Annotated in this window: 12 protein-coding genes; 2 read left to right on the top strand and 10 right to left on the bottom strand. The window is 35.5% G+C overall.

Annotated elements, in window-relative coordinates:
- Nucleotides 1-62: 62 nt before the first annotated feature.
- The 3 genes from VB264_RS12730 to VB264_RS12720 form a co-directional block, all read right to left on the bottom strand.
- On the bottom strand, nt 63-1,556 hold the full coding sequence (locus tag VB264_RS12730) for a RagB/SusD family nutrient uptake outer membrane protein (RefSeq protein ID WP_323249910.1): 1,494 nt from the start codon (nt 1,554-1,556) through the stop codon (nt 63-65).
- Nucleotides 1,557-1,575: 19 nt separating this feature from the next.
- A complete protein-coding gene (locus VB264_RS12725) occupies nt 1,576-4,683 on the bottom strand; it encodes a SusC/RagA family TonB-linked outer membrane protein (RefSeq protein WP_323249908.1) in 3,108 nt (1,035 codons plus the stop codon).
- A gap of 671 nt (nt 4,684-5,354) precedes the next feature.
- On the bottom strand, nt 5,355-7,190 hold the full coding sequence (locus VB264_RS12720; protein WP_323249906.1) for a DEAD/DEAH box helicase: 1,836 nt from the start codon (nt 7,188-7,190) through the stop codon (nt 5,355-5,357).
- Nucleotides 7,191-7,820: 630 nt separating this feature from the next.
- Here VB264_RS12720 and VB264_RS12715 point away from each other — a divergent pair.
- Entirely contained in the window at nt 7,821-9,044 is a 1,224-nt protein-coding gene (locus tag VB264_RS12715) for a hypothetical protein (protein ID WP_323249904.1), read from the top strand.
- A 103-nt stretch (nt 9,045-9,147) separates the two neighbouring features.
- Nucleotides 9,148-10,101 carry a 3',5'-cyclic-nucleotide phosphodiesterase gene (locus VB264_RS12710; protein ID WP_323249902.1) on the top strand — a complete coding sequence of 318 codons (954 nt, stop codon included), beginning with the start codon at nt 9,148-9,150 and terminating at the stop codon, nt 10,099-10,101.
- Between the two features lie 84 nt (nt 10,102-10,185).
- Here the strand turns inward: VB264_RS12710 and VB264_RS12705 are convergent, their stop codons facing one another.
- From VB264_RS12705 to VB264_RS12675, 7 genes are all read right to left on the bottom strand, one after another.
- Nucleotides 10,186-10,572, bottom strand: a complete 387-nt coding sequence (locus tag VB264_RS12705; protein WP_309920116.1) for a VOC family protein — start codon at nt 10,570-10,572, stop codon at nt 10,186-10,188.
- An 18-nt stretch (nt 10,573-10,590) separates the two neighbouring features.
- Nucleotides 10,591-11,007, bottom strand: coding sequence for a DoxX family protein (locus tag VB264_RS12700; RefSeq protein WP_323249900.1), 417 nt, complete (start codon nt 11,005-11,007; stop codon nt 10,591-10,593).
- A 12-nt stretch (nt 11,008-11,019) separates the two neighbouring features.
- Nucleotides 11,020-11,373 (bottom strand): YciI family protein, encoded by a 354-nt coding sequence (locus tag VB264_RS12695; RefSeq protein WP_323249898.1) that lies wholly within the window; start codon nt 11,371-11,373, stop codon nt 11,020-11,022.
- Between the two features lie 78 nt (nt 11,374-11,451).
- Nucleotides 11,452-12,054, bottom strand: coding sequence for a Crp/Fnr family transcriptional regulator (locus tag VB264_RS12690; protein ID WP_323249897.1), 603 nt, complete (start codon nt 12,052-12,054; stop codon nt 11,452-11,454).
- Between the two features lie 183 nt (nt 12,055-12,237).
- Entirely contained in the window at nt 12,238-12,858 is a 621-nt protein-coding gene (locus VB264_RS12685; protein ID WP_323249895.1) for a hypothetical protein, read from the bottom strand.
- A 55-nt stretch (nt 12,859-12,913) separates the two neighbouring features.
- Nucleotides 12,914-13,615: a uracil-DNA glycosylase family protein gene (locus VB264_RS12680; RefSeq protein ID WP_323249893.1), complete on the bottom strand. Its 702-nt coding sequence runs from the start codon at nt 13,613-13,615 to the stop codon at nt 12,914-12,916.
- A 118-nt stretch (nt 13,616-13,733) separates the two neighbouring features.
- Entirely contained in the window at nt 13,734-15,176 is a 1,443-nt protein-coding gene (locus VB264_RS12675) for a TlpA disulfide reductase family protein (RefSeq protein ID WP_323249891.1), read from the bottom strand.
- Nucleotides 15,177-15,438 lie beyond the last annotated feature (262 nt).

Genomic DNA, 15,438 nt, shown 5'->3' with positions numbered 1-15,438 from the left:
TACTAAAAAGGGTCAGTTGAAATATTTCAACTGACCCTTTTTAGTAAAAGCTACATTAATAATTATGGGTTAGGAACACAATCTTTATTAACGTTGATTTCTGACTGTGGAATTGGCCAGATATAAGCTGGAGACGTTACTGGAATTGCAGCAATATTAGCCTTTGCAGGAAGTGGTAAATTATTACGTTGCAAATCAATTGAACGGAAACCTTCACCTAAGAATTCTATTCTTCTTTCTGTTAAAATAGCATTTACTAGCGCTGTTCCATTCGCAAAATCAGCAGCAGTATAAGCTGCCGTAGAACGACCTCTTACAGCATTTAATAAAGCCAATGCCGAAGCATCAACACTTGCACCACCTAATCTAGCTTTAGCTTCAGCCAAGTTTAATAAAACCTCAGCATAACGCAAGACTGGTACAAAATCTTTGTGAACAGGACCAGTTGGATATTTTGTTAAACGGAAACGACCCAAGTCACTTGCAAAATCATTTCTTACAAAATTAACACGTCTAGCATCCGTTGTTGAGAAAGCTGAACTAGCCAAGATACCAGCAGGATTCAAAGAGAAATCACCAATACCAATTAAAGGTAAGTAATAACTAGCCAAACCATTTTGAGTACCTGGTAAATCGTTATCGCCCATTGGGAATGAGAAGATAGATTCAACCGTAGTATATGGTGCTGCAAATACAGAAGCTACAGACGCTTGTAAAGCATTGGCAACGCCAGTTGAAGCTTTGAAAGGAGCACTCGTGGAAACAATCTTATTTGATTCTGTAACCACGTCAGCCCATTTGCCTATTGTCAAATTTACACGCACTTTCATGGCAATTGCACTGTTTTTGTGTGCACGTGTAGTATTTAACAATGCTGTTGAATACGTTGAAGGAAGGTTTTGTTCTGCATAGTTCAAATCGGCAAGAATCTGAGTATATACTTCGGCAACTGTACTTCTTTTCAAATTGTTGTTACCGCTACCTACCTCGCCAATCAAACGTAAAGGTACTCCTAAACTAGCACCATTATCTTTCGTATAAGGTTGAGCATACGTATTTACCAAAGCATAATAAATCAAAGCTCTCAAGAATCTTGCTTCAGCTTTATATTGCGTAGCCAAAGTAGCATCAACAACACCTGCGTTTTTATCTAAGCCTTCTGCAAATAAATTCGCACGGTTTATCGCCAAATATGCGGCATTCCACATATTGGTAGGCTCATTTGATGATGAGTTATTCGTATGGTTCCAAGTTTGTAATGCAGTAACACCATTTGATGTTACGTTCAAAAACTCTTCGCCACGTACATCATTATAGACATAATAACGACCACCATATAATTGTCCGTTCTTAGTACTTGAATACAAACCATTTACCTGAGCCAAAACACGATCGGGTGTTGCAAAGGCATCTAAATCTGACAATGATGTAATGGGCGCTACTTCTAGCAATTCTTTTTCACACGACAACATTGTTGTCAGCATGATGAGGGAAGCCATCGATAGTTTGACAGTTCTCCCTATAGTTTTAAAAGTAATATTTATATTTTTTTTCATCTTAAAATCAATTTTAAAATTAGAAACTAACTGATAAACCAACTGTGTAAGTACGTGCTTGTGGCGTAGAGTTACGGTCAACACCTGGAGCAATGTTCGAGTTACGGTTTGTTGAAATTTCTGGGTCAGCACCAGTATATCCTGTAATGATAAAAGCATTTTGTACTTGAGCATATAATCTAGCGCTTGAGATTTTAGCCTTTTCCAATAAACCTTTCTTGAAAGTATATCCCAAAGAGATATTACGCATACGGATAAAGTCTCCTTTTTCAACGTTTTCAGAGATTGGCGTAGAAGAACCGTTTGAGATATTATCACCAAATACTAAACGTGGAATGTTAGTGATATCTCCTTCTTTTTGCCAACGATTCAAGATGTCAGTATGGTTGTTCCAAGCACGTTGATCACGAAGACCCGCTTTTGTACCATTGTAGATATAATTACCTCCTGAGAATTGTAAGAATACTCCTAAATCAAATGATTTGTATTTGAAAGTATTGTCTAAACCACCAAAGAATGTAGGGAAAGCAGTACCCCATACCTTACGGTCTGAACCAGTAATAGAAGGAGCAGTTGTTCCATCAGCTACATAAGTCCATTTTCCTGGATGTGAATATTGTACTTCTTTACCAGCAGCATTTACAAAAATACGTTGTCCATTTTTAGGGTTAACGCCTCTTGTTTCTACTACGAAAATACTACCAACAGGATAGCCAACACGAACGATGTTTGAGCTTTCTAAACCACCCGTTTGAGCAATGATATCAGCATTGTTGTTTGCTAAGGCTAATACTTCGTTTGAGTTTGTCGAGATATTGAAGTTAGCATTCCAAGAAAATCCTTTCTTTTCTAACACTAGGGCATTCAATGTAAATTCCCAACCTTTATTAACCATTGACCCTACGTTGGTGTTAATAGAGTTATTAGGTACCCCACGAGAAGGTGCTTGTGGTTCAGCCAATACTAAATCAGAAATATCATTTTTGTAGTAGTTGATTTCCCCAGTAATTCTGTCATTGAACAAACCATAGCTTAAACCGAGATCCAACTTAGTACTTTGTTCCCATCTAAGGTTTGGATTACCTGCTTGAGCAAAAACCCAAGTTGGAGAAGAACCATATAAACCAGAACTAAATAAACTTAAAGAAGCAAAGTCACTTACACCTGTGTTACCTACACGGCCCCAGCTAGAACGTAATTTTAATTCATTAACTGTATTAGCCAATGAAGATCCTTTCCAGAATTCCTCTTCTGATAAACGCCATCCTAAAGATGCACCAGGGAAGTTACCCCATTTGTTACCAGTAGCATAAGCAGAGTAACCATCACGACGCAATGTGAATGAAGCGATATATTTTTTGTCGTAATCGTAGTTCAAACGTCCAAAATAAGAAAGTAAACCATTTTGAGTTTGATAATTGCTACCTCCCGCTACGTTGTTCACGAAACTTCCTTGGAAACTAGTAAAGAATGGGTCAGATACGTTGTTTCTTGTAGCTCCCCAACGGTTAACTGTGAATTTTTGAGCTTCAGTACCTACAACAATCGTTGCATTGTTTTTACCAACACCAAAATCATACGTTAAATAATTTTGCCAGTTCCACTGTTTGATGCTTGTATAATAGTTTGTAGCAATACCATTACTTCCGCCACCTTCACCATGAACAGGGTTACTAAAGCTAATATCTTCCACTTGCGTATTATCCATACCATAAGATGTTCTGAATACCAAGCCTTTGTACAATTTAACATCAGCAAAAACATTAGCAATTAAGTGTGCGTTTTCTGAAGTAAACTTGCTTAAGTCCAAATCGGGAAGTGGGTTATAATATCCACCAGGACCTTGTAAGTTATTACCTAAGCCCATGTTGTTACCTGCTTTGTTGATGTTGTATGAACCATCAGCATTGTAAGGAGCAATATTTGGAGCCAATACTAATGGTAAACGACCTAAACCACCTGTTGAGAACGCACCTGTTGTTCCTGTGTTAGGCGATTGGTTAAAGCTGTTTGCATAAGTAATATTTGAACCTATCGTGATAAAATCGTTCAATTTATGCGAAACATTCATACGGCCAGTCATACGACTAAAAGTATTTTTCTTAATCATACCATCTTGGTCTGTATAACCCACTGAAAACGAATACTTTGTATCCTTATTTCCACCATTCAAGCTTAAGTTATGGCTTTGTGAAACACCTGTTTGATAAACATAGTCATACCAATTAGTATTTACTAAACTACCGTCAGCATTGTATGAAGGGAAAAATTGATTAGCCAAACCTGCGTTTTTAGCCGCTTCGTTCTTGATGTCCATGAACTGCTGGGCGTCTAACATTTTAAACTTTCTGAAAGCCTGAGTAGAACCCACCCAAGTATCATAAGTTAACTTAGCTTTGCCTTCTTTTCCTTTTTTGGTTGTAACCAACATTACCCCAGCCGCAGCTCTTGAACCATAAATAGCAGTAGCAGAAGCATCTTTCAAAATCTCAACTGATTCAATATCAGATGGGTTAATATCACCAAGTGGGTTGTTTACAGTATAACCACCAGCAGATACATCACCAGAGTTGATAGGCATTCCATCAATTACGATTAATGGAGATGAGCTTTGGTTGATTGAAGACGTACCACGTACACGAATGACAGGAGCATTGTTCAATACACCGTTTGGTGTAGTGATGTTTACCCCAGATACACGTCCTTGTAAACCTTGGTCAAATGATTGTACTGGCTGTGAAGCAATCTGCTTTCCAGAAACTGAAGTTACAGCACCTGTAATTACTTTTTTGCTTTGAGTACCGTAACCAACTACTACAACTTCATTCAATTCAGAAATATCTAAATCTAATTGAACATTAATTGTGCCTAATTTTCCTACTTTAACTGATGTAGATTTAAAACCTACAAAAGTAAATACAAGGGTTTCACTAGGTGAAGCATTGATTGTGAACACGCCATTTGCATTGGTAGTGGTTCCACGAGTTGAACCTTTGACAGATACGCTTACACCTGGCAGCTCTGAGCCATTTTCGGACGTAGTGACTTTTCCTGTAATCTTGTTCTGAGCAAAAAGTATGCTCGCACTGAAGACTAACAGCATGGTAAGTAGAAGTCTCTTCTTCATGCAATAAAGGATTTTAAGTTAGTTGATGGTTTATACTTACATTAATTGAAATGTTAATATTTTGTTAACATTTTCGATATGTGAAAATATGCAGTAACAATTGTTAAAACAATAGTTTTTTTAACACAAGTTAAAAAAACATTAATAAATCCAATAAAAAAATAATTAAATACAAATTTATTGCGTTTTTAGCAATAATAATTTAAAGCAATATTCTACTCAATTTTAATTTCACAGAATACTTAACCAGAATATCACTAGAATAGCCATTCATCTTATGGCAATTAGTACTTATTACCAAATAATATTTTATAACCCCATTCAAATAATTATAGGTAATTATATCCTATTTTGTTCAATCAAATCCTAAAAATACGATTTCAAAAAAATAGGCACTGAGTAATTTAACATTCTAGTCTACTAAAATACTTGCTAAAACCTAATTGATATAAAGAAGCTGTTTAAACTTTCCCTTTCGGGTTAAACTAAGTCTTTTAGAATAGCTTGTTCCAAAATTTACTCAACATAGCGATGCTATGCTTCGCAAATTTTGAAAAAATCAATTCAAAAATACAATACTTTCACCTCAGAAACAGAAAGTTTAAACAGTTTCAAATGCAAAATGCCCCTATGAAGACTCATAGGGGCATTTTATATTATTTTTGTTAAGATTAATTGCTTGGTTTAGCAATCTCAACATTTACTCTTTTGCCTTTAATAGAAGCACCTTCCATACGGTTCAAAACGGTAGTTGCATATTCTTTCGGAACATCAACGAATGAATATTTATCAAAGATGTTGATTTGTCCTAAAGTATTTCCAGGAATTCCTGACTCTCCAGCGAAAGCACCTACGATATTAGCAGGAGAAATCTTTTCGTCAAAACCAATGTTAACAAACATTCTTACCATGTTGGCATCTTGGCGGTATGGCTTACCAGCTTTGTCTGTACGAGGACCACGGTCTTCAAAAGAACGAGGCTGACGGTCATTTGAACGACCACCTGAACGGTCATCACGTGAATTACCACGATCAAAACGGCCAGTGCTGCTACCACCTTCTCTGTTTCCAAAACGATTTCCTGATTCACGATTTCCACCACGACCAGCATCTCTGCTTCCGAAACGGTCACCACTTCCACCACGTTCGTTTCTGCGTGCATTGCGTTCTGCTTCTCCGTCTAAGTTTTCGTCAGCGAATTCGTTTTTAGCAACACCCATGTTCATTTTAACTAAAGCAGCAATGATTTGCTCAGCAGTAAATCCTGAATGTTCTAAAGATGCATATACATCACCGAACAATTCTAAATCACCCGCTTGGATAGTATTTTGAAGACGTTCGATAAACATTCCTTTTTTCACACCAACAACATCCGAGAACGATGGAATTACACCTTTGTCAATTTTAACTTTAGTATAATTCATGATGTCACGTAAACGGTTGCGTTCTGAACCTACTACCAAAGTAAATGCTTTACCTGATTTACCAGCACGACCAGTACGACCGATACGGTGTACATAATATTCTTCATCTAATGGAATGTCATAGTTGAATACAGCATCCACATCACTTACGTCAATACCACGTGCAGCAACGTCTGTAGCTACTAAGATAGTTACTACGCCTGAACGGAATTTAGCCATTACATTTGTACGTTGTGCTTGGCGTAAATCTCCATGAAGACCTTCTGCCGCATAACCACGTAATACTAATTCTTCTACAACTTCGTCAACTTTTTTCTTCTGATTACAGAACACTAAGGCTAATTTAACAGCATGTAAATCCATCAAACGAGTCATTACTTCTAACTTAGCTTTTCCTTTTACATCAAAGTATAATTGTTCGATGTTAGCATTAGTAATTTCGTTTTTCACTACTTTCACTAATTTAGGATTGTTCTGGTAGCGAGAAGTCAAGGCCATGATAGGCTTAGACATCGTAGCTGAGAAGAAAACTGTTTGACGGTCTTCGTTAGTTTCTTGTAAGATACTTTCGATATCTTCACGGAAGCCCATGTCTAGCATTTCATCTGCTTCGTCAAGAACAGCCATTTTAACATTTTCAAGTTTCAAAGCACGTCTTTCGATTAAATCGATAACACGTCCTGGCGTACCAACAACGATGTTTGCACCTGCTTTTAATGACTTGATTTGACGTTCGATTGAATCACCACCGAAAACGGTAGTTACCCAAACGCCTTTTTTGTATTTTGATAATTTTTTAATTTCTTCAGTTACTTGAACAGCCAACTCACGTGTTGGGCAAAGTACTAAACCTTGTACGTATTTATCGAAAGCGATAACTTTGTCAATCATCGGGATACCAAACGCCGCAGTCTTACCTGTACCTGTTTGTGCTTGTCCGATTACATCACGACCTTCTAATAAATAAGGAATTGCTTCTGATTGGATTGGTGAAGCAGTTTCGAACCCCATGTCCTTTACTGCATTTTTGATGTCTTCCGACACGGAAAGCTCATCGAATCTTAATCTTGTGATTTCACTCATGATTTTTCTAAAACGATTTCAAAGACGTGCACTATCAATAAGAAATAGGATAAAACCAATTTCTTTGGGATATGTGGTATTCAAAGATTTCGTTGCCTTTGTTTGTATAGCCTATCAAACGACATGAAGAAGATTGAGGGCATCGACCTGATGCTCCACTCGTTCCTGAGACTAATAATTTGTAATTGATTTGAAATAATTGCTTTAATGATGCCCGAACATCCGTTAAAGCTCTGGGAGACCGACTTAGAACTGTAAAAGTTCCTGAGAAGAATTGTTTCGTATCCAACGAAACGTACACAGAGACGTGCGGATGTTTTTTGTATTAATTTTTCACAAAGGTACGCCAATGTTTTTTATATGCAAGCGTTTCTTGCATTTTTTTTAGAAAATAAATTTCCCGTCTACCATTATTTCGCATAAATATGACCTATCTTCCATAAAAAGCCCTTTTTTCAAAAATTAATAAATTGTAAATACCGAAGAAATTTATAAAAATCGCTGGTGTTAATATTCCCTTTTCAAAAATTATTGCAGAACCAAACAGATTTATGTAAAATTTGTGAAAACTTTAACCAATATTTAAATAGATGTAAGCGTTATATCTAAAATAACAATTTGTATTATTCCATGAAAAAATCAATCTTATTAAGTTTATTCGGCTATTTAATTTGTATTAATACGGGTTTTTCGCAAGTTTTCTCAGATTCTGTATTTATAAATATCCAAGGTACGATAGGTAAGCTTCAAGGCGAAAACGAAAACCTAAAAAGCCGTTTAGAAATGCAAAGTCGTTCACTGTCGGACATTTCTAAGAATCAATCGCTCAGTGATAAAACCAAATGGGAGAAAATTAGAACTAACTTGGTGAAAAGTGCGGAGGTATATAAAATTCTAAGTGATGATATTATCGATTTAAAATCACAGGTAATCAATCAAGATTATCAAGGTTATATCAAAAAACTTAGCTCGGTTGAAAAAGGTCCATTAGGGTTTTCTTTTGAAGAAGTAATTATGAAGACGGCACAAAACAAAGCCATTTTCACTAAAAAAGAAAAGAACGAACGTTTCATGACTGTATTAAAGAGTTTAAAGGATAGCCCAATCGTAGGCCTAATTCCTTATGCTTCGCAGGCGGTTAATCTTTCAACCGCAGCGGTGAATGTAGCTTATGCGGCTGGCGTGCAAGACAAAAAGGTAAATTTTGATAAAATCCGTGAATTTGAAAAGGAGCTTCAACGCTATACGGGTTTTTATAATGCTTTAGATAAAGCCAATTTAACCAATACCAATTCAAGTTCCCAAACAGTTACTTTGCTGGAAGCGCTTCAATTAGATTTACTTGAAAAATTTAAGAAGGACGTCCAAAAGGTTGGTTATAATCCGAGAGACATTAGAAATGATGAATCGCTGGACGATTACTTCAATTATATGGTGGGTGAATTTAATACAGACTATGTAAAGAAAAGAGTAGCTGATATTGAAAGCAAGTACACCCAAAAAGATGGCAAAATAAATTTAGCAGATATGCTTCAAACAGAACTGGATGTTAGACATGTAAACAATAATTTAGATTATTTACAAAGTCTGTGCAATCGTTTTATTGGTATTCATGACCAATATTTTGAGTTGGAAAACCGCTATTTCGACCAAGTAAAGCAAGCTATTAATATTGCTAAAACCAATAACATCATCGAAGCTGTAGGCGACCGCCCAGCACAGATGGTTTATGATGATTTAATAAAAGAACTGGGGGCGAAAAAGAAAAAGAAAGATTCGGCTATTAAGTCGAGTATCAATATCAAAGAATTGAAGGATAAAATTGAATCAGTAGATATTTATAAGATACTTTAATTTTTTTAAATCTTTATCTACAAGATACCTCTTTCTCAAAAGAAGGAGGTATTTTTATGCACTGATTGCTCATATTTTCGACAAACCATCAACTCCATCAGATATGTCTTATCGTTCATTATTTATTTTACTTTTATTATCTGCCAACCTCTTTGCTCAGCAAAAACAGCCTTCGGCTTTTCAAGTAGTTCCTTTAGGTGTAAAAGGCGGAACAGATGAAAGAAATCTTTCGGCTTATATGCTCGCCCCTATTGCTACCAACGACTATGTTTGTCTGGATGCTGGCACTGTGTATGCGGGTATAGAGAAAGCTATACAAAACAAAGTATTTAAAGTATCTGCTACGGAAGTATTAAGAAAATACATCAAAGGTTATTTTATTTCACATGCCCACCTCGACCACGTTTCTGGCTTGATTATTAATTCTCCAGGGGATTCTTCCAAAACTGTTTATGCCACCGACAAATGTATGCAAATGATGCAGAATCATTATTTTAATGACCAAACTTGGGCTAATTTTGGTGATGAAGGCAAAGGATTCCTAATCAAAAAATACCATTTTCAAACGTTAAAAGTTGGTGAGGAAAGCAATATCACCAATACTTCTATGACAGTAAAGGCTTTATCTTTAAGCCATGTTAACCCTTATGAAAGCACGGCTTTTTTAATTAGGAATCAGAACGATTATGCCTTATATCTTGGTGATACTGGCCCAGATGAAGTTGAAAAAAGCAACAAATTGGCTTTACTCTGGAAAGAAATCGCCCCACTAATTCAACAGAAGCAATTGAGAGGTATTTTTATTGAAGTATCATTCCCTAATGAGCAGCCTGACAAATCACTGTTTGGGCACCTTACGCCAAATTGGATTATGAAAGAAATGAATAAACTGAGTGATTTAACAGGAAAAGAAGCCCTGAAAGGTTTTAAAGTGATTATTACACATTTAAAACCCCCAGCAATCAATGAAGCAAAAATCAAAAAACAATTAACTGAACAAAATACGTTAGGATTAAAGCTTATTTTCCCACAACAAGGAAAACGTTTTGAATTGTAAATTGATGTTAAGTTTATTCAAAACCCTGTGTGATGTCAAATGCTATCACACAGGGTTTTATTTTTGAAAAGTACTCGACAGAATCTATTGACCAGAGTGTAAGCCAACCAGATTGCCCTCTGTATCGATAAAGAAAGCCATATTACCTGTTTCGGGGTCGATGTTGGTTTTGGGCATGGTAACAGTACCTCCGGCACTTTCTATTTTATCTAACACCAATTGTAAGTCGGGGTTGGCATTCAAGTAAATAAGAGCACCGGTTGTACTCGGAGTATGATAAGGGCTTTTTACCAATGCACCACCAGACTTCGGACTTTGCGAGGGGAACATTAGCATTTGCATACTCATCATTTCGAGGGGAATCATCTCTATATCAAAGATTGTTTCATAAAACTTTTTTGCTCTTTCCACATCAATAATGGGGATTTCAAACCAATTCAAAGCATTGGTTGTGGCACTTAATTTTTCCATGTTAACAGTATTAAAGGTTTAATTAATAATCCTATTGTCTTTAGCCACATATTTAGCAAAACCCAACAAAGCACCCGTCACCATGATATTACGAAAGAAATTCACCATTTCTAGTTCTTTCTCTCTGTTAAGGTTTTCAGCCATCATTTCTGTACCAAGTTCCTGACCCATCGCTCGGGGCAAATGCACCAAAATGGCCATTAATATTACATAAACTGCCATCAGAGTATAGGCTAGTTTATCATATTTACCAATTAAAGCACTGATAATAAAGGCAAGAATACAAAAAGCAGTAAAGTAATTTAAAAAGTAAGGGAAAGGTAAATAATCTGGCACAAAAGCTGCCCCGACGTCAGGTTTTCCGAAATGTAACCCAACATACATCAAAAAGGAAATGGGGAATATCCAACGACCTAAATTTAGAAATTTTTCCATGGTATTGCAAGTTTAGATGGTTGGAAAAGGAATAATAGGACGAATTTCGACACTGCCATTTTCATATTTTAGCATAGGGCAGGTTTTACTCCACTCTTGTACCTCTTGAAGGGTTTCGGCTTTACAAATAAGGTAACCCGCTACCAGCAAATTACGCTCAGTTTTGTCTGGCCCTTCGCTAATACCTTGCTTACTAACAACCTGTCCATAATATTCTATTGGCTGGGTTGATACCAACTTGCCTTGCATAGCAATATTGCCAATCCAAGCTTGCCAAGCAGGCATATCTTCTGCCATATCTTGGGGAGTAGTGATATAGGCATTATCACCACTGATATTTCGGAATAAAAGTAAGTACTCTTTCATTGGTCTGTTATTAAATTGTGAATGATGAAACAAAATTCTACAATTCAAGCACCATGAACATTGACAAATGTCAACGTTTTAGAGTTTTGCTTTTAATCTACTAAAAGTTTCCTGAGAAATGCCTAAATAAGAAGCAATGAGTTTACTTGAAAGACGGGTCATTAATTTGGGGCGGTATTCCATTAACCACTTTATTCTTTCCAGAGCCGTTAATGAAACAAAGGTGTTAATTCTATACACTGAATTGGCGTAAGATGCCTCTAAGATTTGTTTATACACTTTATCAAATTGTGGCACAGTTTCAACTAATAACTGGAAACTCTGCCTATCAATGGCTAAAAGACTACACGGTTCTACTGCCCTTATGTTTTCGGTAGCTGGGGACTGGCTTCCAAAACTCATTAATTCCGAACACCAATTGTTTTCAGTGATAATATCACGGGTATTTTCATTGGACTCACGGTCATAAACATATACTTGTAAACAACCCTCTGCCACAAAATAAACATATTTACAGATTTCTCCTTGACTTAAAATCTGTTCGTTACGTTTAATTTTTAAGGGTTTGAAGCACTGAAGTACTTCATCCAATCGGGGAACGTTATTCCCAAGCCTTTCTATGATATGCTCGCGAAGAATATTGATAATCACAATTAATTTGCTTTTGAGGATTATGCTCATAACCAAATTGGGGAATTATATGTTTTTAAATTTAATATTAACTTTTTCAATTATTGGTTTTTAAAGCAAATTGCTTTTACCGAGAACCTATTAACCCGTAGAAAGGAATGTAAGCGTATATTCTTTCGTAACATTACTCATGGCATTACTTTGCAAGTAATGCCATGAGTAATGTTACCGTATTTATTTACCCACTTTGATATGGTCAAAATCTTCTTTCTTGGTAAAATATTCTAATCCTACAATTAATATTATCGTAATGGCAAAGTTTAGTTTTTGCATGATTGGTAAAAAAATCAGGAAAGTACCAGATCCATAAAGGTACAGCGTACTGTAAAAAACAAGAAGACAAATAACACACAGAACTTTGAATAAATGTAACTTCGATTTGAAAACGAAAACAGTAATGTAAAAGATACTGATAAGAAACATTGTACTTGCGATAGTAATCATTGTATCGTGCAAGGGAGTCGCTATTAAAAAAGTAAATACCATACCGATAGCTCCACAGTATTTAATGACGTTAGCGGCACCCTTGTTCGGTATTTTCTTTGAGAATTCAATGAAAAATATCGCAAAACTTGCCGAAAGAAAAATCATTCCTATACTGGCCCAAAAACGAGCAGGGTTATCTAAACCATTCACAGCTTTCTCCCCAAAAAGATTACTAATGAAATTACTTTTCCAGTTAAAACCAATGGAGTTTTTGTCAAATAGCGAACCACCCGGATAGTTAAATGTAGCTATCAGAATAAATGTTAAGGATATGACTATTCCAATGAGAACTGAATATCTTTTTAGCATACAATCTTTGATTTAGAAACTGTTAGAATTTGTTCCTTAATTGATATTAACAATTTTATAGTATCTGCTCAAGTTTCTTCTTTTTAATTTCCAAATTTTCACCAGTATTAAATTCTGTATTTCTTGAAGGATGATGAATACAAAATGTTGGAATGCCATTTATTGAAGTTTGCCTTATTAATATAGTCTTTTCATCTCTTGTCTTTAATATTGGTATTTCTGGTTCATCGAAGAAAATCCTCAATTCATCTAATGGAACTTTTCCCAGAAGAATGATATTCTTAGGTTGTAAAATATTGATTAATTCCTTATTACACTTTCTGCTAAAATTAATTGCTTCACGCGCACTTTTTCTTCTTTTTAATTCAACAAAATTAGACGTATTAAAATAAGCAACATTAGTGATAACAGCATTTTCAAACATTGGCAAAAGCTTTTCTCCAGAAAAAAGATTACATAAAGACCTTGAATGCCATTGTTGATTCGCTAAAAATTGATTGCTATCATAACCCAAATCATTTGCAGTTCTTCTGTCTCTATTGTTAGATTTATTAAATTCACTATATGATTTTCCCTCTCCAGGATTAGCACCAATCATTAATAAAGGTGGTGCAAACTGTACCGAAGATTGGAATACATAAAAGTCAAGGTCAAGATCAAAATCTTTATTCTTAGCAAAACTATCATAAGTGTCTGCTATTTCTTCTTTCCATTTCTGAATAGCTTGAGGGTAGTTTTCTTCAATATTTAAATTCATAATATGTGTATTTAAGTTTTATAATTTTAAGATTAACTCTTTCTTATTCTCATATTGTTTCAAACAATCTTAATAACTAATATTTAAAGTTACTCAATTATACCCTATTCATAATTTCCTACTCCCCCACCAACTTCAAAATATCCGACAAAATTTTAGGGTCGCTTGGGCGTTTGGCATCACTATCTACGATATTACCTTTTTTATCCATCAGCATATACCTTGGGATAGATTCTAGCTTAAAAAACTTTGCTGCACCAGACTCCCACCCTCCTTTTGAATAGATATTTTTCTGATTTTCAATATCTAAATCTTTCATTGCTTTACGCCAGTTCTGTTCTTCTTCGTCGATAGAAATGTATAAGAAAACTACTTCTTTGCGTTGTTTCTCACTTAATTTTTCTTGCAACTGTTTTGAAAAAGGGAACTCTTTACGACAAGGACCACACCAAGATGCCCAAAAATCTAAGTAAACCACTTTCCCTTTTAAACTTGCCAATGATAATTCTTTGCCATCTGGAGTAATTGCTTTAAACCATTTACTATCCTCCTCTTTAGCCTTTACTACCTCGTCTTTTTTGCTCATTACTTCGCCACATTTTTCTTTTATCAAATTGGCATATTGCTCTGAATTAGGTGTTGCTGTTAACGCAGCAAAGGTGTTTCGGACAACGGAAGGCAAGCAATATTGACACTGACTGTTCAATAAGTAAGCTAAATAAAATTGATATGCTTTTACAGGCAAATGTTCTCTGGCAAAAAGATGCTTGTCCTCCATAGACTTGTTTACATCAGCATATTTCTGAAAGCCATGAGCTTTGGTATTAAAGTAAGTCACATAATAAATCAAAAAGCTACGGTAAGAAGATGAAAGCAGGGCTGTTTCATCCTGAATCTTTTTTTCATCTAATCCCTCCAACAAAGTACTTGGCAATGATAAAACCTGTGCTTGCGCTTGATTAGCATTTCCTCTTTCAATAGGATATGCTAATATATAAGTCCAATAATTCCATCGAATCTGATTTTCAATGTATTGCTTGAATTCTTCCGAAAATTTGGCTTGGTCTGGAAATGTCTTATAATAGTCAGATTGTGCTTTTTTTGATTCAAACAAATTCATTTCAAGTTCATCTACAGGGACTTGCATTACTTTTTTCAGCATTAACGAAGGTGTAAAGTCAGTCTTGAATTGCTGATAAAATTTAGTTAGAAAATTATTTTCTAATGCCTTATCTCCTTTCAATGTGATGGGTTTATTCACATCTTGGGCATCGAATTCAAGTTCAATCTGATTCCCTTTTCCTACAAACAACTCAATGTACTGCTCCTTTACTTTCAATGCTACTACCGCATTTTGTGGAACAGTTAGCTTAAACTGAAAACGGTTTTCACCAGTCAAAGCTGTTTTTTGTATTGATGGTTTAACCCCTAACATCAAAGCATCATACACTAATGTAAGCGTATCGCCCTTGGCATTATCTACTTTTCCCGAAATAGTTACATGTTGCCCAAAAGCAAATTGTGCTACTATGAGCAAAAGCATTGAAAGGAAATATTTCATAATTATCACATTAAAAATAAACGTCGTTACAGTGCAAATAAGGCAGTAAACACTTTAAACCGCACTTGTGAACAGCTCAAATCCTACTGATTACCCACATCTTTCAAAAAGTTGAAATGGAGATGGGATTATTGATATAATTGGTTAAAATGGGCTTAAATTGGTTTAAAACCAAGCCTTGAAGACCTCATCCCTAGCGAGGGACTTAAGTCCCTCACTAGGGATTAATATACTGATTTTCAATTAATTATAAACTTGTGAG

Source organism: Arcicella aquatica (genome assembly GCF_034928825.1).
Classification (GTDB): Bacteria; Bacteroidota; Bacteroidia; order Cytophagales; family Spirosomataceae; genus Arcicella; species Arcicella aquatica.
Note: the sequence above shows the minus strand (reverse complement) of the source record. Positions and strands in the feature narration are given on the sequence as shown.

Coding starts and splice junctions, on each gene's coding strand:
- VB264_RS12680 (WP_323249893.1), bottom strand. CDS start 13,615: ATGAATTTAAATATTGAAGAAAACTACCCTCAAGCTATTCAGAAATGG.
- VB264_RS12690 (WP_323249897.1), bottom strand. CDS start 12,054: ATGAGCATAATCCTCAAAAGCAAATTAATTGTGATTATCAATATTCTT.
- VB264_RS12710 (WP_323249902.1), top strand. CDS start 9,148: ATGTCTTATCGTTCATTATTTATTTTACTTTTATTATCTGCCAACCTC.
- VB264_RS12725 (WP_323249908.1), bottom strand. CDS start 4,683: ATGAAGAAGAGACTTCTACTTACCATGCTGTTAGTCTTCAGTGCGAGC.
- VB264_RS12675 (WP_323249891.1), bottom strand. CDS start 15,176: ATGAAATATTTCCTTTCAATGCTTTTGCTCATAGTAGCACAATTTGCT.
- VB264_RS12715 (WP_323249904.1), top strand. CDS start 7,821: ATGAAAAAATCAATCTTATTAAGTTTATTCGGCTATTTAATTTGTATT.
- VB264_RS12700 (WP_323249900.1), bottom strand. CDS start 11,007: ATGGAAAAATTTCTAAATTTAGGTCGTTGGATATTCCCCATTTCCTTT.
- VB264_RS12720 (WP_323249906.1), bottom strand. CDS start 7,190: ATGAGTGAAATCACAAGATTAAGATTCGATGAGCTTTCCGTGTCGGAA.
- VB264_RS12730 (WP_323249910.1), bottom strand. CDS start 1,556: ATGAAAAAAAATATAAATATTACTTTTAAAACTATAGGGAGAACTGTC.
- VB264_RS12685 (WP_323249895.1), bottom strand. CDS start 12,858: ATGCTAAAAAGATATTCAGTTCTCATTGGAATAGTCATATCCTTAACA.
- VB264_RS12705 (WP_309920116.1), bottom strand. CDS start 10,572: ATGGAAAAATTAAGTGCCACAACCAATGCTTTGAATTGGTTTGAAATC.
- VB264_RS12695 (WP_323249898.1), bottom strand. CDS start 11,373: ATGAAAGAGTACTTACTTTTATTCCGAAATATCAGTGGTGATAATGCC.